Source organism: Streptomyces sp. NPDC006368 (assembly GCF_040612535.1).
GTDB lineage: Bacteria > Actinomycetota > Actinomycetes > Streptomycetales > Streptomycetaceae > Streptomyces.
The window spans coordinates 1-22,644 of the sequence record NZ_JBEXQK010000009.1 but is presented as its reverse complement, the minus strand read 5'-3'; the positions used below and the strand labels follow the sequence as shown (position 1 = coordinate 22,644).

The window sequence follows — 22,644 nt, the reverse complement described above, 5'->3', positions numbered from 1 at the left end:
CCGGAGACCGTCACTCGGAACAGCAGGAACCGTGGCGCAGCGTCCGGTTGACGGTGAGCCACGCCGCGTGCTCCTCGGCCCCGCCGGGCGGCGGGGCGAGGTGAGCGGCGAGCAGGTCGGCCTGGTGGTGGGGGATCCCGCCGCGGAACACCAGGGGCGTCCGGGGCAGGACGTCGAAATCGGTGAAAGGGTCACCGTCGACGACGGTGAGGTCGGCCAGCTTGCCCGCTTCGACGGTGCCCAGATCGTCGTCGAGGCCGAACACCCGGGCGGGCGCGGTGGTGACGGTGCGCAGCGCCTCGGCGGCCGTGAAGCCGTGGGCGTGCAGCGCGCGCAGGGCGAGGTGGAGGTGGAGCCCGGTGGGGGTCAGGGGCGCGTCGGTGCCCAGGGCGAGCGTGGCGCCGTGGGCGAGGAACCGTCGGTACGTGCCCATCTCCTGCGCCAGCATCCGCAGCTGACGCCGGGTGGGGGGCGTCGCGGCGGTCTCGCGGATGTGAGCGGCGTCCCAGGGGGCCATGAGGACCGATACGCGCGGGTCGTCCGCCAGGGCCGGGTGGGCGCCGAGCAGCGGCAGGGCGCTGAACGGCGTGGCGACGAGGGAGAAGGCGCCGTCGGCGTACTGCTCGATCACATCCGGGTGGCTGTGCCCGAGGGGCGTGACGGCGTGCCCGTACTCCAGCCGCTGGGTCGCCTGGAGGTGGGTGGTCAGGTGCTGGCCGGCGTGGCGGCCGGGGAAGCACAGATGGCTGCCGCTGGGGACGCCGAGCCGACGGGCGGTACGCGCCGCCTCGGCCATGATCCACCCGGGCGCGCGGACGTAGGTCTTGACGAAGTCGGTGTCCAGGGCGGCGGCCCGCCGCAGCGTGCGCTGCACCCCGTCGCGGGTACGGTGCGCGCGGCCCATGGTGTACGCGACGCGGGAGCCGTCGATGAGCTCGGTGCCGGTCAGCAGCCGCGGCCCGGCGCAGTGACCGCCGTCGAGGGCCTCCCGCAGCCCGGCGGACTCGTGGACGGAGCCGCCCATGGAGGCGGTGGTGGTGATGCCGTAGGCGAGCGCCAGCACCTGCTGCCGGGCCCCGTACTGCGGCAGGTAGGGGTGGATGTGACTGTCGATCAGGCCGGGGACGACGGTCCGGTCGGACGCGTCGATGACCCGACCGGCCGCACGCCGTGAACCGCGGGGCTCGACGGCGGTGATCCGATTGCCCGTCAGCAGGATGTCGACGTCCTGCCGGGGGTGTTCACCCGTGCCGTCCCACACCTGCCCGGCGCGGATCAGCACGGTCTCACGCGCCGGCGGGACGCGGCGGCGCGTGGTGAGGTCGAGGGGGACGCTCCGGGGTCCGGCGCCGTCGAGGTCCGTCAGCCGCAGCCGGCCCTCGGAGACGTACAGCAGGGTACGGGAGTCCGCCGCCCACGTGGGGTGGTCGGCGGGCTCGTCGGACAGCTGACGCGGAGCCCCGGCCGGCGACCCGTCCGCGGCGACGGGCATCACCCACAGCGCGGACTCCACGACCAGCGCCATCCAGTGCCCGTCGGGGGACCAGACCGGCCCGGACGCGTGCCGGTCGGACAGCGACTGGTGTTCCGCGGGCAGGTGACGCGTCTCCGCGCCGGTGGTGGTGTCGATGACCCGGATGAGGTTGTACCCCTCGCGGAAGCGCTGGTTGAGCCGGTTGCGGTCGCAGAAGGCCACATAGCGGCCGTCCGGCGACCAGGTGGGCGCTCCGGGAGGGCCTCCGCCGCCGAGAGGGGCGGCCAGGGTGCGATGGGTGCCGGCGGCCAGGTCGTGGAGCAGCAGGTTCCCCGTGACGTCCTGGCACGCCAGCCGGGCGCCGTCCGGTGACAGCACCGGATTGAGCCGCCCGCCGCCCGCCAGCACGGTGTCACGGCCGTCGGTCACACCGTGTCGGTGCACGGCCATCAGCCCGTCCCGGTCGGTGCAGTACAGGACGGAGCGCCCGTCGGGCGCCCAGGACGCCATGCGCAGGTAGTGGGTGGGCCCGGCCTGCACCAGCTTGCGCGGGGCCGAGCCGAGCTTCATCACCCACAGGGCGTTCAGCGCCCCGAAGGCCACGCTTCTCCCGTCGGGCGACAGCGCGGGCACGTCGATGCCCCGCACCGGGCGCGCGGCGGTGGAGTCCCAGTCGCGCCGCTTGGGCCGGTGGCGGGGGAGAGGGGCGGGCAGACGGGCGGTGAACGCGATGTCCTCGACAGCGGGGACGCCCGAGGACGCCGCGGACGGGGACGGGGGGACGTGGCGGGTACGGATACGGCCGTCGGCCACGTACAGCAGCCGGTCCTCGGCGATCCACGAGGGCGGGGCCGCGGCCACGTCCTCCTCCGTGGTCACGGCACGTCCGTCGACCATGAGCGCGGCTGCGGACGCGGGCTGGGAGGCCGCGTCGCTGGTGCCGGTCAGGTGGAGGTAGGCCATCCGGCCGTCCGGCGAGATCGTCGGGCACAGCACCCGGCCCTCCTCGACCGTGCGCACCACGCTCACCCTGCCCCCGGAGGCGGGGACCCGGGCCAGCGTCCGCCCTCCATCGGTGCCACCGCCCGGTCGGTGGTGGGCGCGCACGAACACCACCTGCCGCCCGTCGGGCGTCCAGGCGGGGTCGTAGTCCTCGAAGGGGCCCTCGGTCAGCCGCGTTAGCCGGCCACTGCGGAGGTGGAGGGTCCAGATCGCGAAGGAACTGCCCGTCACCGGGTCGCCACCGCGTTCGGAGGAGAACGCCAGCCGCGTCCCGTCCGGTGACCACGCCACGCCCCGGTCGTCCCACGGCCCGGCGGTCAGCTGCCGCAGCCGCGTCCCGTCCGGACGGATCACCCACAGGTGGAAGGCGCCGGAGCGGTAGGCGCACAGCGCCACCAGCGACCCGTCCGGCGCGACGGTCGGCCGGGTCGGTTCGAGGTCCCAGTCGGTGAGCTGGACGGCCTCGCCGCCCCGGCGGGGGACGCGCCACACGATCCCCTGGATCTCCGCGACGAGCCAGTCCCGGCCGGCCGCGGCGGAGACCGAGCCGCCCGTGATCGAGGAGCTCCGCAGAGTCGGCCCGGTCGCCGCCACCGCCGACAGCGGGGGCGCCGCGGCCGCCACCCCGACGACGGCCACGGTCTGGAGGAATCCGCGCCGGTTCACGTCATGCTCCACCGAAGAACCCTCCTTGCCCGGCACAGACCGGTGAGTCGTCACGACAGCCTTGGGAAGCGTTCCGCCTCACGGCCGGGAGGATGCGCCGACGCACGCAAGCTGTCTGCTTTTCACCCATGCCGGTGAGCGGGGCGGCCGGTCCGGAAGGCCCGTGCCGGACGTCACTGCCCGGCGAGGCCGGTGTGGGCGATGCCGCGGACGATCTGCCGCTGGAACAGCATGAAGATCACCAGCAGTGGCAGCCCGGCGATCACCAGTGAGGCCATGATCTGGGCGTAGCGGACGCCGAAGGACGACTGGACGGTGACCAGGCCCACGGGCAGCGTCATGCCGTTCGGGTCGGTGGTCACGAGGAACGGCCAGAGGAAGTTGTTCCAGGTGGAGATGAAGGTGAAGATGGCCACGGCCGCGAGCACCGGCCGCGACAGCGGCATGACGATCGTCCAGAAGACCCGCCACCGCCCGGCCCCGTCGACGAACGCGGCCTCCTCCAGCTCCCGTGGCACACCCTCGAAGAACTTCACCAGGATGAACACCATGGCCGGCACGGCCACCTGGGGCAGGATCACTCCCCAGTAGGTGTCCACCAGCCCGAGCTGCACCATCTCCGCGAACAGCGGCGCGATCAGCACCTGCGGAGGGACCATGATGCCCGCCAGCACCAGCCCGAACAGCGCCTTGCGGCCACGGAAGTCGGTGCGGGTGAAGCCGTACGCGGCCATGGCGCACAGGAGCACGGTGAGCACGGTCGTTGTGGCGGAGACGTACACGGAGTTCAGGGTCCAGCGCAGCAGGTCGCCGGACTCCCACACCTTGGCGTAGGCGTCGAAGGTGAGGGTGGAGCCGACCCACTCCAGGGGTGTCCTCGTCGTCTCGCCCTCCGGTTTCAGCGAGGTCGCCACCGCCCAGGCCAGCGGCAGCAGCCAGGCCGCGGCGAGGGCGAGGGCGACGGCCAGCAGGGTGGCCCTGCCCGGGGTCCAGCGGGGTCGTACGGCGGGTGCGCTCACTTGGCGGCCTCCTCGGTTCGGCGTCGCCGGGACAGCCACGGCTGCACCAGGGAGACGATCAGGATCAGGGCGAAGAAGATGTAGGAGACCGCCGACGCGTAGCCGATCCGGTAACCGGTGAAGCCCTGCTGGTAGACGTACTGCAGGATCGGGCGCGTGGAGTTGTCCGGGCCGCCGCCGGTCATCAGGTACACCTGGTCGAAGATCTTCAGCGAGGCCAGCACTTGGAGGACCACCACCAGCACGGTGGTGCGGTGCAGCATCGGCAGCGTGATGTGCCACAGCCGGCGCCAGGCGCCCGCCCCGTCCAGCTCGGCGGCCTCGTGGAGGTGGGCGGGAATGGCCTGCAGCGCGGCGAGATAGAGCAGGAAGTTGAAGCCGACGGTCCACCACACGGTGGTCAGGACGATGGAGAGCATCGCGTACCGCGCGTCGGTGAGCCAGCCGATGCCCGGTTCGAGACCGGCGGAGGTCAGCATCTGGTCGGCCAGCCCGAACCCCGACGGAAAAATCATCTGCGCGAAGAGCAGGGTCACCACGCCGGACGGGAGCAGGAATGGCGCGAACCAGCTCAGCCGCCACAGCCACTGGACCACCCGCAGCTGGTGGGCCAGCAGCGCGAGTCCCAGGCCGACGACGACGAGCGGCACCGTGGACAGCACGGTGAACCACACCGTGTTCCACAGCGACGACCACACCTCCGGGTCCTTGACGGCCTCCGCGTAGTTGTCCAGCCCCACGAACTCCGCGCCCGTGGCCGTGATGTTCTCGCTGGTGAGGCTCATGCCGACGCCCGAGAGCAGCGGCCACACCAGGAACAGGCCGTAGACGACGAGGAAGGGCGCGACGAACACGAGCCCGTGCTCGGTCCACCTGCGGCGCACCCGGCGGGCGGGACCGCCCGCCGCCGCGGCGGGCTTCGGGGGCCGCGAGGCCTGCGGCACAGCGGGGGTGACAGTGGTCATGACGCCGCTCCGGACAGGGGATCGCGGGTGTCGAGCAGGCGCCGGAGGCGGTTCTTCGCCTCGGCCAGGGCGTTACGGGGGCTGCGTGAGCCGGTGAGGACGCCGGAGAGGACGCCGCCCAGTTCGATCCACATGCGGGAGGCGGACCCGGTGAACCACGCCGGGTCGTCGAGCACCACGTCGTCCACCACGTCCCGGTACGCCGACTGCGGGTCGAGCGCCAGGTACTCGGGGTCGTCCAGCACCGGCAGGTACGCGGGTACGTGCCCGCCCCGCGCCCAGGCGACCGCGTGCTTGAGCATCCAGGCGACGAGCGTGTGCGCCGCCTCGTCCGTCGCGCCGCCCCGGTCGGCGCGGTGCGGCAGGACGAAGGCGTGGCAGTCGGCCTGGGCGGTGGGACGGCCGAACAGCGCCGGTACCCGCGTCATGGAGAACTTCAGGCCGGTGGTGCGGAAGGAGGTGACCTCCCACTCCCCGTTGAGGTGGAAGGCGGTCTTCCCGCCGTTGAAGATGCCGACGGACGCTGCGTAGTCGGCGCGCCGCGTCCACAGCCCTTCCTCGACGAGCCGGCCCATGAACTCCAGCACCTTCAGGGCTTTGGCGTCGTCCAGGACGAGACGCCTGCCGTCGTCGGACAGCACCCGGCCGCCCGTCTGCGAGTAGAAGGTGGCGAACAGCCGCCACGGGGTGATGCAGTCCGGGCCCAGTGTCTCGGTGACCAGGCCCGGCCCGCCGGTGGCCTTCTTCGCGGCCCGCAGGGCGTCGGCGAACTCCGCCGCGCCGTTGATGGGCCTGAGCCTGCCGCCGTCGAGCAGTCCGGCCTTCTCGCACACCTCGGTCTGGTAGTAGAGGACCATCGGGTGGGTGTCCAGCGGGACGGCGTACTGCTTGCCGTCGACCTGGCCGCGCTTCCAGATGCCGGGCGGGAAATCGGCCGCGCGTACGCCCAGCTCGCCGAGCAGGTCGAGATCGAACGGGTCGAGCAGCCGTCCCGGTGCGAAGCCCGCGAGCCGGGCGAGGTGGAGGACGGCCAGTTCGGGCGCCCGTCCACCCGCGCCGGCCATGCCCAGTTTGGTGTAGTAGGGGGCGCCCCACTGCAGGGTCGCCGCCTCCAGGGCGATGCCGGGGTGTTCGGCGCGGAAGGCGTCGAGCATGTGCTTCATGTTGACGCCGTCGCCGCCGCCGAACAGGTGCCAGAAGCGCAGCGGCGTGCTGCCCTCGGCGGCGACGGAGGGAGCGGCGCAGCCGGTGGCCGGCGCGCCCAGGAAACCGGCGGTGGCCAGGGCGCCGAGGCCGCCGGCCAGGGCGCGGCGTCGGCTGACGTGGTGTGGTCGCATGACGGCTCGTCTTTCGGAGCGGGGCGGGAGGGGGCGGAAGAGGACGGGCGGCGCCGTCAGGCGAGGCGGATCATCGTCCAGGACAGCGGTTCGAGGTCGACCCGGAGGGCGTCGTCCGAGAGGTGGGCGCCCGCCCCCTCGTGCGGGGTGACCCGGTCCGGCTCGGCGAGGGTGTTGCGGGCGTCCGGGTCGGCGTCGCCGAGCACGCTGTGCTCCACGACCCGGGTGACGCCCAGGCCCCGCACGGCGACCTGGAGGGGCAGCGGCTCGGTCCGGGAGCGGTTGACGGCGAAGACGGTGACCGCGCCGGTCGCGGGGTCGCGTACGGCGGTGGCGTGCAGCAGCGGTACATCGCCGTACGCCGCCGTCCGGTACGTCGGTGAGTCGACCCGTACGTCGAGAACCTGCCCGCGCCCGTGGCGCGCGGCCTGCGCGAACGGGAAGAACGTCGTCTGCCGCCACGCCGGTCCGCCCGGCTCGGTCATGATCGGGGCGATGACGTTGACCAGTTGGGCGAGGCACGCCACGGTGACCCGGTCCGCGTGGCGCAGCAGTGCGATCAGCAGGGAGCCGAACACCACCGCGTCGGTGACGCTGTAGCCGTCCTCCAGCAGACGCGGCGCCTCGGGCCAGTTGAGCGGATCGGCCTGGGCCTCGGCCTCGTACCGGCTCATGTACCAGACGTTCCACTCGTCGAAGGAGAGGTTGATCCGCTTCGCCGACTTCAGCCGGGCGCCCACGTGGTCGCAGGTCGCCACCACGTTCTCGATGAAGGACTCCATGTCGACGGCCGAGGCGAGGAAGGAGTCGCGGTCGCCGTCCTTCTCCTCGTAGTAGGCGTGCAGGGAGACGTAGTCGACGAGGTCGTACGTCTCCTGGAGGACCGTCGCCTCCCACGCGGCGAAGGTGGGCATGGCCCGGCTGGAGGAGCCGCAGGCGACGAGTTCCACGTCCCGGTCGATCTGGCGCATGGCCCGTGCCGTCTCGGCGGCGAGCCGCCCGTACTCCTCGGCGGTCTTGTGCCCGGTCTGCCAGGGGCCGTCCATCTCGTTGCCCAGGCACCACAGGCGTATGCCGAAGGGGTCCTTGTCGCCGTGCTCCGCCCGCAGATCGGAGAGGGCGGTGCCGGAGGGGTGGTTGGCGTACTCCTGGAGCTGGATGGCTTCCGCGACCCCCCGCGTACCGAGGTTGACGGCCAGCATCGGCTCCGCCTGCGGCCCGACCTTCCTGAGGAAGTCGATGAACTCGCCGAGTCCGAAACGGTTCGTCTCGGTGGACCGCCAGGCCAGGTCGAGCCGGCGGGGCCGCTGCTCGACCGGCCCGACGGAGTCCTCCCAGCGGTATCCGGAGACGAAGTTGCCGCCCGGATAGCGGATCGCTGTGACCCCCAGCTCGCGGATCAGCTCCAGTACGTCGGTGCGCAGCCCCGCCTCGTCGGCGCTGGGGTGGCCCGGCTCGAAGATGCCGGTGTAGACGCAGCGGCCGAGGTGTTCGACGAAGGAGCCGAAGAGCCGGGGGCTGACCTCTCCCACGGTGAAGTCGGGGTCGAGCGTGAACCGCGCGGTACGGGCCGTGGATACGGAGGAGGACATGGAGACCGGTGACCTTTCGACGGATGGTGTTCGGGCGTCTGGAGCGGAAGGGGGCAGCGGGCCGGGTCAGGGGCCGGCCACGGGCCAGCCGTCGGCGTCCCAGCGCAGGCTCGTCAGCCCCAGCTTCGGGACGCCACCGTCCTCGGCGTCGTAGTAGTGGTGGACCAGGACGTGTCGTCCCCGGTCGTGCAGCACGGACTGGCCGCCCGGCCCGATGTGGCGGCCGTGTGAGGCGAGCAGCACGTCGCCGCCGCCCTCGGTCATCGGGGTGCCGTCCCGGTCGGTGTAGGGGCCGGTGGGTGACAGGGCGCGTCCGACGCGGATGTGGTAGGTGGAGTCGGTCCCGGCGCAGCAGCGGTCATAGGACACGAACAGGTAGTGGTGGGCGCCGCGCTTGACGATGTAGGGGGCCTCGACGGCGTACGGCGCGTCGCGGCGGGTGGCCAGGTGGTGCACGGGGGCGCCGCTCCGCACCGTGCCGGTGCGCGGGTCCAGTTCGACCATGCGGATGCCGGTCCAGTGCGAGCCGAAGGACATCCACAGGCCGCCGTCGCCCTGGACGATGGCGGGGTCTATGGCGTTGTAGTCGTCCGCGGTGGTGGAGGAGAAGACCACTCCGCGGTCCTGCCAGGTGCCGGGCCGGCCGGTGGGCGAGGTGGCCAGACCGATGGCGGAGTGGTTGGAACCGAACGACGAGACCGCGTAGTACAGCCAGTACGTCCCCTTGCGATACAGGATCTCCGGCGCCCACACGTCGCCTTCGGCGGAGTACGAGCGCCACCACGCGGGGACGGAGCGGAACGCCGAGCCGGCCCGCCGCCAGTGGACGCCGTCGCGGGAGGTGCGTGCCTCGATGCCGTTGTGCGTGGAGTAGACGATGAGAGTGCCGTCGTGGAGGCGTGTCGCGGACGGGTCGTGCACCTCGGTGTCGCCGGTCAGGGGGCGGGGGCCGGGGTGGGTGGCAGCCGCGCCGGGGCCGGTTCGCCCGTCGTCGGCGTGTGTGGCGGGGGAGGCACCGAGGAGCAGGGCGGCGCACACAACGGCGGTCAGGACGGTACGGGTGGCATGGGACGGGGGAGTGGCGGGCATGGTCGGCGGCTCCTTCGCCCATGGGCGGCGACGGCAACCGCCCCTGGGTGTTCGGCATTTCGGATGGTGATCGTCACATCGAACGGGACCGTAGAGCGGTGGAAATGCGCCGTCAATGCTTCGCGCAAAATTCCGAACGATGTGCGGAATGCCGAACGGAAAGCGGGTGTCGGTGGAGTGGGCCCGGGGGCGCGGCTGTCATGGGGACACCGTTCCGGGGAACGCGAGCAACCTGCCAACAGGCCGCCGCGGAGGAGGAGTTACGCCATGAAAAGGCTTGACGTATGGCTCACCGAGCACTTATGGGCTCAGGTCGTGCTCTCGGTCGTCGCGGCCACCGCCCTCATCATGCTGATCAGCCCGGGACACACCTGGGGGGAGACGCTGGTGCGCGTCGCCGTGGTGTCCCTCGGGGGCGTGGTCGTACTCGTCGTCCGGCGGCGCAAGGAGAAGCGGACGACGGGAGGGTCGGACGCGACCGTCGCGACCCTGGACCGGAAGCTGCGGCGCGGTGAGGTGCCGCGCGAGCCGGCCGAGCGGGAGGCGATGGCGAAGCTGGTCGCGCAGCGGCTGCACGCCACACGGCACCGTCGCGCGGCGCTCGTCCTGCTGTACGTGATGTTCGCGACCCTCGCCGTGGCCGTCACCGCGACGACCGACGCGCGCTCCGCGATCGGCTACGGCCTGTTCTCGGTGGTCTTCCTCGGGTGGATGACGTGGAGCGCGGCCCGGCAGCACCGGCTGCTGCGGCACATGGCCGAGGCGGTGGACACGGGGGCGGTCACCGGAACGGGCACGCCGGGTGCCGCGCACGATACCCGGGCCCGTACGCGCCCCGGGCAGTGAGCGCGTACGCGCGACTCCGTCACGCCGGGTGGCCCGGCGAGATCCCCTTGACGTCGTCGAACATGACCAGAGGCGGCCGGCCCGGCACGGGCGGGGACTCCTCCACGGGGTCCAGGAGGAAGCCCACGTGGTCACCGCCGTCGATCCGCCCGCTCACCCGCCCCACGAACCAGGCGCAGGCATCACGCAGCACGGGCGTGTCACCGTGCCGGGGGTGCCACGCGGCGTGCTGGAACTTGTCGATCTCGTCGCCCGTCTCGCCGCCGAACAGCCGCGCCAACGCGCCCTGGTCCCTGCGCAGGAGGTGCACGGCCAGATGGTCGGCGCGGCGGGCCACTCGGTAGGTCCGGTTGGCGGTGGACAGCCACACGGCGAACCGCGGCGGGTCGATGGAGCACTGCGACGCGAACCCGACCAGGCAGCCCGCCCGCTCGCCCCCCGCCGAGGCCGTCACGACGTACATCGGGTAGTCGAGCAGGCCACTGAACACGTTGAGATCAGCCACACCACGACCATAGCCCCAGGCCCGGCCCCCGCCGCATCGGCGGTACGCGCAGGCGCAGGCAGCGCGAGGACCATGTCGCTTTTCTGCCAGCCTGTGGCGCCCTCGTGCTCGATGCTTGGACCATGCACACCGACACCGAGCGCTGCGTGCGGGCGGTCCGGTCCAAGGACGCCCGGTTCGACGGCTGGTTCTTCACCGCCGTCCTGACCACCCGGATCTACTGCCGCCCGAGCTGCCCGGTGGTGCCGCCCAAGGCCGAGAACATGACGTTCTACCCGAGCGCCGCCGCGTGCCAGCAGGCCGGGTTCCGGGCCTGCAAGCGGTGCCGCCCCGACACCAGCCCCGGCTCGCCCGAGTGGAACGCCCGCGCCGACGCCGTCGCCCGCGCCATGCGCCTCATCCAGGACGGCGTCGTCGACCGCGAGGGCGTGCCCGGCCTCGCCGCCCGCCTCGGCTACTCCACCCGCCAGATCGAGCGCCAGCTGTACGCCGAACTCGGCGCCGGACCGCTCGCCCTGGCCCGCGCCCAGCGCGCCCAGACCGCCCGCCTCCTCATCGAGACGACCGGACTCCCCATGGCGGACGTGGCCTTCGCGGCCGGGTTCTCCTCCATCCGCACCTTCAACGACACCGTCCGCGAGGTCTTCGCCCTCTCCCCGAGCGACCTGCGCACCCGCGCCGCCGCACGCACCCGAACCGGCGCGGGCCCACGCACCACGGCGGATCCCGGCGCCCGCACCCCGGGCGCCATCACGCTGCGGCTGCCCTACCGCGCGCCCCTGAACCCCGACAACCTCTTCGGCCACCTGGCCGCCACCGCGGTGCCGGGCGTGGAGGAGTGGCGCGACGGCGCCTACCGCCGGACGCTGAGCCTCCCGTACGGGCACGGCACCGTCGCCCTCGCCCCGCGCGCGGACCACATCGCCTGCCGCCTCTCCCTCACCGACCCGCGCGACCTCACGCTGGCCATCAGCCGCTGCCGCCGCCTGCTCGACCTGGACGCCGACCCCGTGGCCGTCGACGACCAGCTCCGCGGCGACCCGCTGCTCGCCCCCCTCGTCGACAAGGCCCCCGGCCGCCGGGTGCCGCGCACCGTCGACGCCGCCGAGTTCGCCGTACGCGCCGTACTCGGCCAGCAGGTCTCCACGGCCGCCGCCCGCACCCACGCCGCCCGCCTCGTCACCGCCCACGGCACCCCCGTCGACGACCCCGAGGGCGGGCTCACCCACCTCTTCCCGGCCCCCGAGGCTCTCGCCGCGCTCGACCCCGAGACCCTGGCCCTGCCGCGCAGCCGCCGCACCACCCTCACCACCCTGATCGGCGCCCTCGCCGACGGCACCCTCCGGCTCGGCCTGGACAGCGACTGGGACGAGGCCCGCGCACGCCTCACCGAACTGCCCGGCTTCGGCCCCTGGACGATCGAGGTGATCGCGATGCGCGGCCTGGGCGACCCCGACGCGTTCCTCCCCACCGACCTCGGCGTCCGGCGTGCCGCGGCCCACCTGGGTCTGCCCTCGACACCGGCCGCGCTGACCTCGCGCGCCGCCGCCTGGCGGCCCTGGCGCGCGTACGCCGTCCAGTACCTCTGGGCGACCGACAGCCACCCCATCAACCACCTGCCCACTGAAAAGGCGCTCCGATGAACCGTCAGCACACCGTCGTGGACAGCCCTTACGGCCTCCTCACCCTCGTCGCCACCGACGGGCTCCTCAGCGGGCTCTACATGACCGACCAGCGCCACCGACCCCCGGAGGAGACCTTCGGCGAACCCGATCCGCGCCCCTTCCACGAGGCCGTCCGCCGGCTCGACGCGTACTACGCCCGCGAACTCACCGACTTCGACCTGCCCCTCCACCTCATCGGCACGCCCTTCCAGCTCGGCGTCTGGCAGCAGCTCCGCAAGATCCCGTACGGGGAGACCCGCACGTACGGCGAACTGGCCGGGCTCCTCGGCAAACCCGGCGCCTCGCGCGCCGTCGGCCTCGCCAACGGCAAGAACCCGGTCGGCATCATCGTCCCCTGCCACCGGGTGATCGGCGCGAGCGGCAGCCTCACCGGCTACGGCGGTGGCCTGCGCCGCAAGCGACAACTGCTCACCTTCGAGAGCGGTGCTCCCTTCCAGGGGCGGTGCCCGGGCGGGGAAGCGGCGCTCTCACCGCCCTACGACGGCAGCCGCTTCAGCAACTCCGGCAGCGCCGTGCCGATGGGCTCGCGAATCACCTCGGCGGCCAGCTCGTCGTACGGCGTCGGCTCCGCGTTGACGATGATCAACCGCGCCCCGTGCTCGGCCGCGATCCCGGCCAGCGAGGCGGCCGGCTGCACCTGAAGCGTCGAGCCGACCGCGATGAACACCTCCGCGGCCTTGGCGATCGACATCGCCTCGGCCAGCACCACCGGATCGAGCCGCTGCCCGAACATCACCGTCGCCGACTTCAGGATCCCGCCGCACGCCTCGCACGCCGGGTCCTCCTCGCCCGCCTCGACCCGGGCCAGCGCGTCCGTCATCGACGAGCGCGTATGGCACTCGGTGCACACCACCGTCCGCGCGGTGCCGTGGAGTTCCAGGACCTTGCGCGGCGGCATGCCGGCGAGCTGGTGCAGTCCGTCCACGTTCTGCGTGATCACCCGGACCGCGAAACCCGGGGTCCGCTCCAGCTCGGCCACCGCCCGGTGCGCGGCGTTCGGCTCGGCCCGCAGCGCCGCACTGGCGCGCCGCATCTGCCAGGAACGGCGCCGGATCTCCGGATCGGCCATGTAGTACTCGTACGTGACGAGCTTCTCGGCCTCCGGATCGCGGCGCCACAGGCCGTTCGGCCCGCGGTAGTCACTGATGCCGGAGTCCGTGGAGATACCGGCACCGCTGAGGATCGCGACGAGGGTCATACCGCGAGCGTAAGCAGCACCCGCCCGTCGCCGCGAACCCGTTTTCACCGCCACCGCGCGGTGCCCCTTTCGACGCACGGCGGCACCGGCCCGGTGGTCGCCGGCTCGTCGTCGCGACCGGCTCAGCGCGGAGGGCGCCCGTTCTCCAACTCCACCGGCCCCCCGCCGTCCGCGAGCGCGTCCAGCGCGTGCTGGACGCGCAGGCCGAGGGAGCCCAGCAGATACGTCGGCAGCTCCTCGCGCTCCACCAGCTTCCAGGAGATCAGCTCCTCCTCCTGAAGCCGGATCGCCCGGAACTGCTCGTCGCTCAGCACACCCCCGTCGTAGACGTACGCCACGATCGGCGGCCGCGCGGCTCCCAGCACCCAGTCCACGGCGAGCAGCCGGCCCGGCTCCAGGTCGAGACCGATCTCCTCCAGGGTCTCCCGCCGGGCCGCCTGCCGCGGAGTCTCGCCCGCGTCCGACTCGATGGTCCCGCCGGGCAGCGCCCAGCCGTCCCGGTAGTTCGGCTCGACCAGCAGGACACGGCCCTCGGCATCCCGGAACAGCGCGGCGGCGCCCGCCAGGATCCGCGGGAGACCGGCGATGTACGTTGCGTAATCGGTGCTCACGATGATCAGCCTAGCCCCCGGCCGCCGACCACCCACGGTCGATATGATCGATCAGTTTCCTGCCCCTCTTGCCCGGCTATGCGGAGGAAAATCGTCATATCCGGGGGTGGCACGCCGTCTGACGGTGCGGATAGGGTCGGCCTCGGCGCGACTGCCTGTTCGAAAGCAAGGGATGCAAGGGTGACGGACGGAGCAGTAACTGAGGCCGCGCGCGTGCTCGTCGCGGCTGACAAGTTCAAAGGTTCGCTCACGGCCGTACAGGTCGCGGAGCGGGTGACGGCCGGGCTCCGGCACGTCGTCCCCGGGCTCGAGGTGGAGACCCTGCCCGTCGCCGACGGCGGCGACGGCACGGTCGCGGCGGCCGTGGCGGCCGGGTTCGAACGGCGTGAGGTACGCGTCACCGGGCCGCTCGGCGAACCGGTGACCGCGGCGTACGCGCTGCGCGACGGCACCGCCGTGGTGGAGATGGCGGAGGCGTCCGGCCTCCAGCTGCTGCCCGACGGTGTCTTCGCACCGCTGACGTCCACCACGTACGGCTCCGGCGAGCTGCTGCGCGCGGCGCTCGACGCGGGGGCGCGCACCATCGTCTTCGGCGTGGGCGGCAGCGCGACCACCGATGGCGGCGCCGGCATGCTGGCCGCGCTGGGCGCCCGCTTCCTCGACGCGGAGGGCAAGCCCGTGGGCCCCGGCGGCGGTGGCCTGCGCGACCTGGCGACGGCGGACCTGAGCGGCCTCGACACCCGCTTCCGGGACGTGGACCTGATCCTCGCCAGCGACGTCGACAACCCGCTGACCGGCCCGAAGGGCGCGCCCGCGATCTACGGGCCGCAGAAGGGTGCCTCGCCGGACGACGTGGCGGAGCTGGACGCCGCGCTCGCCCACTTCGCGTCCGTCCTGTCCGAGTCGATCGGCTCCCGCGCCACCGAACTCGCGGCGTCGCCCGGCGCGGGCGCGGCGGGCGGCATCGGGTACGGGGCGCTGGTCGGCCTCGGCGCGAGCTTCCGCCCCGGCATCGACGTCATGCTCGACGTCCTCGGCTTCGGACCCGCCCTGGCCCGCGCGACACTGGTCATCACGGGCGAGGGCTCCCTCGACGAGCAGACCCTGCACGGCAAGGCCCCGGCGGGCGTCGCGGCGGCGGCCCGTGCCAAGGGCATCGAGGTCGTCGCCGTCTGCGGCCGGCTGGCCCTGCTGCCGGAGGCGCTCGGCCGGGCGGGCATCCGCCGCGCGTACGCCCTCACCGAGCTGGAGCCGGACACGGCGAAGTGCATCGCGGAGGCGGGCCCCCTCCTGGAACGGCAGGCGGCGAACATCGCCCGCGACTTCCTGACGTAACCCCCTTACGCGGGGGCGTCGCGCCCGGGGTGCGGGCCGGGTCCGTTGGGCTCGCCCCGGTGCGTGGGTGACCGTTCCTGCGGTGCGGGGCCGGGGCTGTTGGGCTGGGCCCTGTTGCACGGGTGCCGGTGGGGGCCGTTCCGGGGATCGTGTTCTGGGCTCTCTGTCGCTCGCTCTGTCGTTTTACGCCCAGAACACGACCCGCTCCACGTCCCCCTTCCCCGCGCACCCCTACGGCGCGAGTGGTCACCCACCTTCGTGAGGGGGACGGGGTCGGAGCGTGGGGGTGTCCGGGCGTAAAACGACTGAACTCGCGCGAAGCGCGGTGAACGAGAGCCCGAAGGCCCCCCACCGAAGACCCCGGCCCACGGCGCACCACACCCGGGCGCCCGCACGGGAGGCTGCCCGTCAGCCCGAGGTCAGGCGGAACGCGTCCAGGGCGAGGGTCATCTCCGTCAGGTCCCGTGGCCGGGACAGCGACCGCGAGGTGAGCTGTTCCAGGCGCCGCAGGCGGTTGAAGACGGTGTTCCGGTGGCAGTACAGGCGGCTCGCCGCCCGCCCCGCCGAGCCCTCGCAGTCGAGCCAGACGTCCAGCGTCTCCAGGAGCACCGCGCGGTCGGCCGGGTCCAGGCCGAGCAGGGCGCCGAGGACCTCGGAGACGAGGAGCGACGCGAGGTCCGGCTGGCTCACGACGAGCGCGCCGGGCATGCGGTGGTCCAGGCGCACGATCGCCGGGGCGTCCGGCGGGCACGTGCGCAGCGCCAGTTCGGCGAGGCGCCGCGCCCGGCCGAGGTCGCTGAGGCCCACCACCACGGGGCTGATCCCGCCAGGCCCGGGGCACCGCCCCTCCATGAGTTCGGCCAGTGCGTCCAGGCCCGTGTCGTCGGCGAGCGACACCACCCCGATCTCGCAGTCCGTCCGCATCCGCCAGATGAACCGGAGCCCTGGGCCGGCCAGTCGCCGGTGCGCCACGTCCCGCCGGTCACTGCGGAGTACGACCACCGCGTAGCGGCCCCGTTCGGGCAGGTCCAGGCCGGCGGCGGCCCGCGAGGAGACCTCGGCGGACCGGCCGCCTTCCAGCAGGGCGTCGAGGAGCGCCTGGAGCTGTTCGTCGGTGCGGCGCCGCAGCTCGAGTTCGGTCGTGCGGTACGCCTCCGACGCGGTGTCGGCCTGTGCGTCCACCGCCGACCACACCATGGTGGCGGTCTGCATGAGCACGGTCAGCCGCTCGGGGTCCGCGGACGCGTCTTCCAGGAGCGCCTCCCACACCAGGTGTCCGGCGAGCCGGTAGGCGTGCACGACCAGTTCCAGGGGCAGTCCCTGTTCCGCGCGGCGCCGCCCGAGCCGTTCGGCGTGTTCCAGGTCGCGGCGGGGCGAGGCCCTCGGTGCCGAGATCGTCTCGATGCCGATCCGCATGGCCTCCCGGGCCTCCTGCCAGTGCTGGTCGTAGCCGATGACCCGCCCGTACGCGGGGGAGTGTTCGTGAAGCTCGCGGACGTGTTCGTCCACGAGTTCCGGCAGCCGTTCCAGCAGTCTCGTGCACGCCTGCGCGAGCACTTTCCAGTCGTCGCCCGTACGGGGTCTGCGCCCTGCCATGGCCTGGAGGATGCCATCCCCGTACCCCTTCCGGCAGGCCCCTGACACGCGGTGTTGTGCGGGTGCACAACCCTCCGCCGTGCCCGCTGGGCAGCGGCAGCGTTTCCGGTCCCGGGCGTGGACGGGCGGGCGGCGCCGGTGCTGGGGTGAGCGCCATCCGACACACCGACGAGGGGGAGCCATGAGCGCTGCCGCCCTGCACGTGCGGGGGCTGACAGCCGGGTACGGGCCCGTCACCGCCCTGCGAGGGGTTTCACTGGACGTACCGGACGGAGCCGTGGTCGCCGTCCTCGGCGGCAACGGCGCCGGGAAGTCCACGCTGCTGCGCGCCCTGTCGCGGACGCTCGCGTTCCACGGGGGCGCCGTCACCGATGGCACCGTGACCTTCGCCGACCGCCCGCTGCACACGCTGCCGCCCGACCGGATCGTCGCGGCCGGGCTGTGCCACGTGCCGGAGGGCCGGCAGGTGTTCGCCCGTATGACGGTGGAGGACAATCTCCGCGCGGGCGCGCTCGCGGCACGCAAGGGCACCAAGGCCGGCGCCTTCAAGCGGGTGCACGAGCTGTTCCCCGTTCTGGCCGAGCGGGCCCGCCAGCGCGCGGGTCTTCTCTCCGGCGGCGAGCAGCAGATGCTGGCCGTCGCCCGCGCGTTGATGGCGTCCCCGCGTCTGCTCCTGCTCGATGAGCCGTCCCTCGGTCTGGCCCCGCTGATGGCGGCCCGGATCGCCGACACGATCCGCGAGATCAACGCCCAGGGGACGTCGGTCCTCCTCGTCGAGCAGAACGCCGCCCTCGCCCTGCGCCTCGCCTCCCAGGCGTACGTGCTGGAGGTGGGCGAGGTGACGATCGAGGGGCCCGCCCCCGAGCTCGCCGCCTCCGACGAGGTGCGCCGCCGCTACCTGGGCGTCGTCGACGAGGAGGCCGCCGATGACGCGGCACCCGCCGAGGTTCCGCACCTGGCCCGCTGGGAGCACGCATGACCACTCTCCACGTGCGCGATCTGACCGTGCGGTTCGCCGGTCTCACCGCCCTCGACGGCGTCGGCTTCACCGTCCCGCCGGGCACCGTCCACGCCGTGATCGGCCCGAACGGCGCCGGCAAGTCCACCACCTTCAACGTCCTGTCGGGCGTCTACCGGGCCACCTCCGGCAGCGTGCGGTTCGGCGACCACGAGCTGACCGGGCTGCCCCCGCACCGTATCGCCGCCCTCGGCGTGGCCCGCATCTTCCAGAACCTGGCCCTGCCGCCGCGCGCCAGTCTCGCCGACGCGCTGATGCTGGGCCGGCACCGTCTCACCCGGGCGGGGTTCCTCGCCACGGGGCTGCGTCTGCCGTCCGCCGCCCGCGAGGAGGCCCGGCACCGCGCCCGGGTCCGCGAGATCGCGGACTTCGTCGGCCTCGCCGACCGACTGGACCATCCGGCCGGTTCCCTGCCGTACGGGCAGCAGAAGCTGGCCGAACTCGCCCGCGCGCTGTGCATGGAGCCGAGCCTCCTCCTGCTCGACGAGCCCGTCGCCGGCATGACCGCCGACGAACGCCGCCGCACCGCCGCCGTCATCGCCGGCGTCCGCGACAGCCTCGGCATCTCGATCGTCCTCGTCGAGCACGACATGGGCGTGGTGATGCGGCTCGCCGACTCCGTGACCGTCCTCGACTTCGGCCGCCGAATCGCGGACGGCGCCCCCGCCGACGTACAGAACGACCCGGCCGTCGTCCGCGCCTACCTCGGTGAGGAGACAGCCGAGTGACCACGTTCGCCGAATTCCTGCTCAACGGAGTCTCCCTGGGCTCCGTGTACGCCCTGATCGCCCTCGGATTCGTCGTGATCTTCCGCGCCACCGAGGTCGTCAACTTCGCCCACGCGTCGCTGCTGCTCGCCGGCGGGTACGTGACCGCCGTCCTCCATGACGACATCGGCTTCTGGCCGGCGCTCGCCGCCGGTGTCGCGGGCGCCGCGCTCGTCGGCGCGGCCGTCGAGTTCCTGGTGATACGCCGCCACCGGGGGGCCGACCACAGTGTGCTGGCCATCGTCACGATCGGCGTGGACATCCTGCTGACCACGGAGCTCACCCGTCGCATCGGCACGGACGTCCTCACCCTGGGCGACCCGTGGGGCGACGCGGTGGTGACCCTCGGCCCGGTCACGATCGCCGAGACGCGGATCGCCGCGCTCCTCGCCGCCGGGCTGCTCATCACGGCGTTCCTGTGCGCCTTCCGCTTCACCGCGTGGGGCGTGGCGATGCGGGCCGCCGCGGAGAGCCCGTCCACGGCCGCACTGATGGGCGTCCGGCTCGGCCGGGTCTCCCTCGGCGCCTGGGCGGTGGCCGGTGGCCTGGCCGCCGTCGCCGCCCTGTTCCTCACCGTCTTCCCCACCCCAGGACTGGAACGCTCCACGTCCCTCGCCGCCCTCAAGGCGTTCCCGGCCGCCATCCTCGGCGGCCTCGACTCGACCACGGGCGCGCTCGTCGGCGGGCTGCTCGTCGGCGTCACCGAGTCCCTCGCCACCGGCTACCAGGGCGACCTGACCTTCCTCGGCCGCGGCATCGGCGATCTCGCGCCCTACCTCGTCATGGTCGTCGTCCTGCTGATCCGCCCCGCGGGGCTCTTCGGTACGAAGGAGCTCGCCCGTGTCTGACACCGCGTCCAGGACGCTCACCCGGCCCCGTACGTACGCGATGGCCGCCGCCGCCCTCCTGCTCCTCGCCCTGCCCTTCTACCTGGAGCGGTTCTGGCTCCAGGCCGGGCTGTTCGCGATGGCCGCCGCGATCGGCGCGATCGGCATCAACCTGCTGACCGGCGCCACCGGCCAGCTCTCCATGGGCCACGCCTTCTTCCTCGCCGTCGGGGCGTACGGCTACTGCGCGTTCGCCGGCGACGGCGGCGACGGGCTGAGCGGCCTCGGGTTGCCCGGGTGGCTCGCCGCCGTGGGCGCCGTGGCGCTGGCGGGCGCGGCGGGCGGGCTGTTCAGCCCCATCGCGGGCCGGCTGAGCGGCGCGTACCTCGGCATCGCCACCCTCGCGCTGATCTTCATCGGGCAGCACGTGCTGTTCAACGCCCACGGCCTGACCGGCGGTTTCAACGGCCGCGAGGTCCCGCCGCTCAGCCTCTTCGGCGTCACCTTCGACGAGAGCGAGCTTCTCGTCGCCCAGGTGCCGTTCGGTGCCGCGGAGAAGCTCTGGTACCTGGGCCTCGCCCTGGTCGTCGCCTCCGCGCTCTTCGCGCGGGGCGTGCTGCGCGGCAGACCGGGCCGCGCCCTGAACGCCATCCGGGACCACCGCATCGCCGCCGGGGTCCTGGGCATCCCGGTGGCCCGCTACCGCGCCGCGGCGTTCGTGCTGTCCTCGATGTACGCGGGGCTCGCCGGGGTTCTGCTCGCGCTGGTGTTCCAGCGGACCGTGCCGGAGTACTTCGGCATGCTGCTCTCCCTCGAGTACCTCGCCATGATCGTGATCGGCGGGCTGGGCTCGGTGGCGGGCGCGGTGGTCGGCGGCGTCTTCGTCTCCCTCCTGCCGCAGATCCTCAACCGCTACAGCGACGCCCTGCCCCTGGTCTCCGCCCCCGGCACGGGTGGCGTCGCACCGGGCGAGGCGTCGCGCTATCTGTACGGCGCCGCCATTGTCGCGGTGGTGCTGTTCCTGCCCGGCGGCCTGGTCCGCCTGGCGGCCCGCCGTCCCACCCGAACCGTGCGCACCCCAGCGGAGGAACGATGACCATATCCAGGCACCGGCGGCTCGCCGCCACCCTCACCGCGCTCGTCGCCCTGACGGCCGCCGTCGGCGGCTGCAGCTCCAAGACGAAGAGCGGCGACGACGGCGGCGCCGGCGCGGACGGGGTGAAGACCGGCAAGGGCGTGGACGACAAGGCGATCCGGCTCGGCGTCCTCACCGACATGACCGGCGTGTACGCCACGCTCGGCAAGAGCGTCACCCAGGCCCAGCAGCTGTACGTCAAGCAGCTCAACGCCGCCGGCGGCGTGTGCGGCCGCACGGTGGAGCTGACGGTCCGCGACCACGGCTACGACCCGCAGAAGGCGCTCGCCGGGTACACCGAGCTGGAGCCGAAGGTGCTGGGCTTCCCCCAGTTCATCGGCTCGCCGTTCGTCGCCGCGGTCAAGCAGCGCGTCGACGGCCGCGACAAGGGGCTCGTCCTGCCGCAGGCGTGGTCGGCCTCGCTGCTGGGCAGCCCGTCCATCCGGGTGATCGGCTCCACGTACGACATCGAGACGATCAACGCGGTCGACTTCCTGCTGAAGGAGAAGGGCCTCAGGAGCGGCGACAAGCTCGGCCATGTCTACTTCGAGGGCGACTACGGCGAGAACGCGCTCAAGGGCTCGAAGTACGCCGCCGGGAAAGCCGGTCTGACGGTCGTCGAGCAGAAGATCAAGCCGACGGACAACGACATGTCGGCTCAGGTCGCCGCGCTCAAGCAGGCCGGCGTCAAGGGAATCGTCCTCAGCGCGGGCCCGCGCCAGGCGGCCTCCCTCGTCGGTGTCGCCGCGGCCATGAAGCTCACCGTGCCGGTCATCGGCAACAACTCCGCCTTCTCCCCGCAGCTGCTGGCCACGCAGGCCGGTCCGGCGCTGGAGAAGATGTACTACGTGGCCACGCCGAGTCTGCCGATCGGCGCGGACACCCCGGCGGCCAGGAGGCTGGTCGCGGACTACCGCGCCGCCCACCCGAAGGACTCCCTCGACAACGGCGTCGTCGCCGGCTGGTCGGCGGCCCAGGTGTTCGGCGAGGCGCTGAAGAAGGCGTGCGTGGCCAAGGACCTGACCCGCGAGGGCGTCGGCAAGGCGCTGCTGACGCTGAACGCCCATGACGCGGGCTTCGGCATGACTCACGACTTCTCCGACCCGAAGGCGCCGTCGTCGCGGCAGAGCGCGATCTTCCAGCCCGACAAGAGCGTCCCCGGCGGCGCGCGCACGGTCCGCGAGCCGCAGGTCTCCCCGGCGGCGGAAGGGTTCACGCCCGGCGGCTGACGGACGGGAACGCCCCGTCACCCCGCCGAAACCGCGCCGTGTGAAGCTCTGATCATGAGCGAAGACACCCGTACGGCGCACCGCATCGAGCGCCTGACCACGTCCCGGATCCGCGCCCACGCGGCCGACGGGCTCGCGGCGCTGCTGGTGGACGCGGTGGACAGCGGCGCCTCCGTCGGTTTCCTCGCCCCGCTCGGCCACGCCGAGGCGGCCTCCTGGTGGCAGGGGGCTGCCGAGGAGGCCGAGCGGGGCGTCCGCACGGTGTGGGTCTCGTACGGGCCCGACGGCGCCCTCTCGGGGGTGATCACCCTCGTCCGGGCCGGTGCGCCGAACCAGCCCCACCGCGGTGAGATCTCCAAGCTGCTGGTCCACCGGGACGCCCGCGGTCGCGGCCTGGGCCGGCGGCTCCTGGCGACGGCCGAGCGGGCCGCGGCCGGCGAGGGACGGACCCTCCTGGTCCTCGACACCGAGACGGGCAGCGCGGCGGAAGCCCTGTACCGCACGGCGGGCTGGACCCCGGCCGGGTCGATCCCCGGCTACGCGCTCACCCCGGACGGCGTCCCGCACCCCACGACGTACTACCACAAGGCCCTGACCGGCTCCTGACCCCGCCACCGTCGCCGGCGGCCCGCACGAGCGCCGTGGCAGAGGCCCCGCCGGGTGCCCGCGCCACCGACGGCCACGAGGCGGCACCGGCCACGATCGTCCGGCCGCGAACCGGGGGCCCGCCAGGGCCGGCCGCTCGCGG

The 22,644-nt window shown here is 73.2% G+C and carries 19 protein-coding genes and 1 pseudogene; 10 read left to right on the top strand and 10 right to left on the bottom strand.

Features of this window, described 5'->3' with window-relative positions:
- Positions 1 to 10 precede the first annotated feature (10 nt).
- From ABZZ38_RS09900 to ABZZ38_RS09875, 6 genes are all read right to left on the bottom strand, one after another.
- A complete protein-coding gene (locus ABZZ38_RS09900) occupies positions 11 to 3,154 on the bottom strand; it encodes an amidohydrolase family protein (protein WP_356737636.1) in 3,144 nt (1,047 codons plus the stop codon).
- A 161-nt stretch (positions 3,155 to 3,315) separates the two neighbouring features.
- Entirely contained in the window at positions 3,316 to 4,161 is an 846-nt protein-coding gene (locus ABZZ38_RS09895) for a carbohydrate ABC transporter permease (protein ID WP_356737634.1), read from the bottom strand.
- Positions 4,158 to 5,126, bottom strand: a complete 969-nt coding sequence (locus ABZZ38_RS09890; RefSeq protein ID WP_356737632.1) for a sugar ABC transporter permease — start codon at positions 5,124 to 5,126, stop codon at positions 4,158 to 4,160. Before ABZZ38_RS09890 ends, ABZZ38_RS09895 begins: the two co-directional genes overlap by 4 nt.
- Positions 5,123 to 6,463: an extracellular solute-binding protein gene (locus ABZZ38_RS09885; protein WP_356737630.1), complete on the bottom strand. Its 1,341-nt coding sequence runs from the start codon at positions 6,461 to 6,463 to the stop codon at positions 5,123 to 5,125. The genes ABZZ38_RS09890 and ABZZ38_RS09885 overlap by 4 nt, the downstream gene beginning before the upstream one ends.
- Before the next feature lie 56 nt (positions 6,464 to 6,519).
- Complete coding sequence (locus tag ABZZ38_RS09880) at positions 6,520 to 8,055, bottom strand: alpha-N-arabinofuranosidase (protein ID WP_356737628.1); 1,536 nt, start codon at positions 8,053 to 8,055, stop codon at positions 6,520 to 6,522.
- A 66-nt stretch (positions 8,056 to 8,121) separates the two neighbouring features.
- The gene (locus ABZZ38_RS09875) at positions 8,122 to 9,144 is read right to left on the bottom strand and encodes an arabinan endo-1,5-alpha-L-arabinosidase (RefSeq protein ID WP_356737626.1); all 1,023 of its coding nucleotides are present in this window, start codon (positions 9,142 to 9,144) and stop codon (positions 8,122 to 8,124) included.
- 267 nt (positions 9,145 to 9,411) lie between these two features.
- Between ABZZ38_RS09875 and ABZZ38_RS09870 the strand changes: the two genes are divergently transcribed.
- A complete protein-coding gene (locus ABZZ38_RS09870; protein WP_356737624.1) occupies positions 9,412 to 9,990 on the top strand; it encodes a hypothetical protein in 579 nt (192 codons plus the stop codon).
- 19 nt (positions 9,991 to 10,009) lie between these two features.
- Here the strand turns inward: ABZZ38_RS09870 and ABZZ38_RS09865 are convergent, their stop codons facing one another.
- Positions 10,010 to 10,495, bottom strand: a complete 486-nt coding sequence (locus ABZZ38_RS09865) for a flavin reductase family protein (RefSeq protein ID WP_356737622.1) — start codon at positions 10,493 to 10,495, stop codon at positions 10,010 to 10,012.
- Positions 10,496 to 10,617: 122 nt separating this feature from the next.
- Here ABZZ38_RS09865 and ABZZ38_RS09860 point away from each other — a divergent pair, with 122 nt between their 5' ends.
- On the top strand, positions 10,618 to 12,138 hold the full coding sequence (locus ABZZ38_RS09860) for an AlkA N-terminal domain-containing protein (RefSeq protein WP_356737620.1): 1,521 nt from the start codon (positions 10,618 to 10,620) through the stop codon (positions 12,136 to 12,138).
- A pseudogene (locus ABZZ38_RS09855) lies at positions 12,135 to 12,605 on the top strand (methylated-DNA--[protein]-cysteine S-methyltransferase); the annotation flags it as partial. The gene ABZZ38_RS09860 and the pseudogene ABZZ38_RS09855, both read left to right, overlap by 4 nt.
- Before the next feature lie 50 nt (positions 12,606 to 12,655).
- Here the strand turns inward: ABZZ38_RS09855 and ABZZ38_RS09850 are convergent.
- Both ABZZ38_RS09850 and ABZZ38_RS09845 read right to left on the bottom strand, forming a co-directional pair.
- On the bottom strand, positions 12,656 to 13,378 hold the full coding sequence (locus ABZZ38_RS09850; protein ID WP_356737618.1) for a Sir2 family NAD-dependent protein deacetylase: 723 nt from the start codon (positions 13,376 to 13,378) through the stop codon (positions 12,656 to 12,658).
- Positions 13,379 to 13,500: 122 nt separating this feature from the next.
- Positions 13,501 to 13,992, bottom strand: a complete 492-nt coding sequence (locus ABZZ38_RS09845; RefSeq protein WP_356737915.1) for an NUDIX hydrolase — start codon at positions 13,990 to 13,992, stop codon at positions 13,501 to 13,503.
- 177 nt (positions 13,993 to 14,169) lie between these two features.
- Between ABZZ38_RS09845 and ABZZ38_RS09840 the strand changes: the two genes are divergently transcribed.
- Complete coding sequence (locus tag ABZZ38_RS09840) at positions 14,170 to 15,324, top strand: glycerate kinase (RefSeq protein ID WP_356737616.1); 1,155 nt, start codon at positions 14,170 to 14,172, stop codon at positions 15,322 to 15,324.
- Positions 15,325 to 15,732: 408 nt separating this feature from the next.
- On the opposite strand, the gene ABZZ38_RS09835 is transcribed toward ABZZ38_RS09840, so the two are convergent.
- Positions 15,733 to 16,920, bottom strand: coding sequence for a helix-turn-helix domain-containing protein (locus ABZZ38_RS09835; RefSeq protein WP_356737614.1), 1,188 nt, complete (start codon positions 16,918 to 16,920; stop codon positions 15,733 to 15,735).
- Between the two features lie 181 nt (positions 16,921 to 17,101).
- On the opposite strand from ABZZ38_RS09835, the gene ABZZ38_RS09830 reads away from it, so the two are divergent.
- Genes ABZZ38_RS09830 through ABZZ38_RS09805 form a run of 6 tightly spaced genes read left to right on the top strand, consistent with a single transcriptional unit; the run spans position 17,102 to position 22,502 of the window.
- Positions 17,102 to 17,899, top strand: a complete 798-nt coding sequence (locus ABZZ38_RS09830; RefSeq protein ID WP_356737612.1) for an ABC transporter ATP-binding protein — start codon at positions 17,102 to 17,104, stop codon at positions 17,897 to 17,899.
- The gene (locus ABZZ38_RS09825; protein WP_356737610.1) at positions 17,896 to 18,666 is read left to right on the top strand and encodes an ABC transporter ATP-binding protein; all 771 of its coding nucleotides are present in this window, start codon (positions 17,896 to 17,898) and stop codon (positions 18,664 to 18,666) included. The genes ABZZ38_RS09830 and ABZZ38_RS09825 overlap by 4 nt, the downstream gene beginning before the upstream one ends.
- The gene (locus ABZZ38_RS09820; RefSeq protein ID WP_356737608.1) at positions 18,663 to 19,553 is read left to right on the top strand and encodes a branched-chain amino acid ABC transporter permease; all 891 of its coding nucleotides are present in this window, start codon (positions 18,663 to 18,665) and stop codon (positions 19,551 to 19,553) included. The genes ABZZ38_RS09825 and ABZZ38_RS09820 overlap by 4 nt, the downstream gene beginning before the upstream one ends.
- 40 nt (positions 19,554 to 19,593) lie before the next feature.
- A complete protein-coding gene (locus ABZZ38_RS09815) occupies positions 19,594 to 20,628 on the top strand; it encodes a branched-chain amino acid ABC transporter permease (protein WP_356737913.1) in 1,035 nt (344 codons plus the stop codon).
- Positions 20,625 to 21,896 carry an ABC transporter substrate-binding protein gene (locus ABZZ38_RS09810; RefSeq protein WP_356737606.1) on the top strand — a complete coding sequence of 424 codons (1,272 nt, stop codon included), beginning with the start codon at positions 20,625 to 20,627 and terminating at the stop codon, positions 21,894 to 21,896. The genes ABZZ38_RS09815 and ABZZ38_RS09810 overlap by 4 nt, the downstream gene beginning before the upstream one ends.
- Before the next feature lie 54 nt (positions 21,897 to 21,950).
- Positions 21,951 to 22,502 carry a GNAT family N-acetyltransferase gene (locus ABZZ38_RS09805; protein ID WP_356737604.1) on the top strand — a complete coding sequence of 184 codons (552 nt, stop codon included), beginning with the start codon at positions 21,951 to 21,953 and terminating at the stop codon, positions 22,500 to 22,502.
- Positions 22,503 to 22,644 lie beyond the last annotated feature (142 nt).

Coding starts and splice junctions, on each gene's coding strand:
- ABZZ38_RS09815 (WP_356737913.1), top strand. CDS start 19,594: ATGGCCGCCGCCGCCCTCCTGCTCCTCGCCCTGCCCTTCTACCTGGAG.
- ABZZ38_RS09875 (WP_356737626.1), bottom strand. CDS start 9,144: ATGCCCGCCACTCCCCCGTCCCATGCCACCCGTACCGTCCTGACCGCC.
- ABZZ38_RS09880 (WP_356737628.1), bottom strand. CDS start 8,055: ATGTCCTCCTCCGTATCCACGGCCCGTACCGCGCGGTTCACGCTCGAC.
- ABZZ38_RS09810 (WP_356737606.1), top strand. CDS start 20,625: ATGACCATATCCAGGCACCGGCGGCTCGCCGCCACCCTCACCGCGCTC.
- ABZZ38_RS09825 (WP_356737610.1), top strand. CDS start 17,896: ATGACCACTCTCCACGTGCGCGATCTGACCGTGCGGTTCGCCGGTCTC.
- ABZZ38_RS09870 (WP_356737624.1), top strand. CDS start 9,412: ATGAAAAGGCTTGACGTATGGCTCACCGAGCACTTATGGGCTCAGGTC.
- ABZZ38_RS09890 (WP_356737632.1), bottom strand. CDS start 5,126: ATGACCACTGTCACCCCCGCTGTGCCGCAGGCCTCGCGGCCCCCGAAG.
- ABZZ38_RS09835 (WP_356737614.1), bottom strand. CDS start 16,920: ATGGCAGGGCGCAGACCCCGTACGGGCGACGACTGGAAAGTGCTCGCG.
- ABZZ38_RS09830 (WP_356737612.1), top strand. CDS start 17,102: ATGAGCGCTGCCGCCCTGCACGTGCGGGGGCTGACAGCCGGGTACGGG.
- ABZZ38_RS09805 (WP_356737604.1), top strand. CDS start 21,951: ATGAGCGAAGACACCCGTACGGCGCACCGCATCGAGCGCCTGACCACG.
- ABZZ38_RS09885 (WP_356737630.1), bottom strand. CDS start 6,463: ATGCGACCACACCACGTCAGCCGACGCCGCGCCCTGGCCGGCGGCCTC.
- ABZZ38_RS09850 (WP_356737618.1), bottom strand. CDS start 13,378: ATGACCCTCGTCGCGATCCTCAGCGGTGCCGGTATCTCCACGGACTCC.
- ABZZ38_RS09860 (WP_356737620.1), top strand. CDS start 10,618: ATGCACACCGACACCGAGCGCTGCGTGCGGGCGGTCCGGTCCAAGGAC.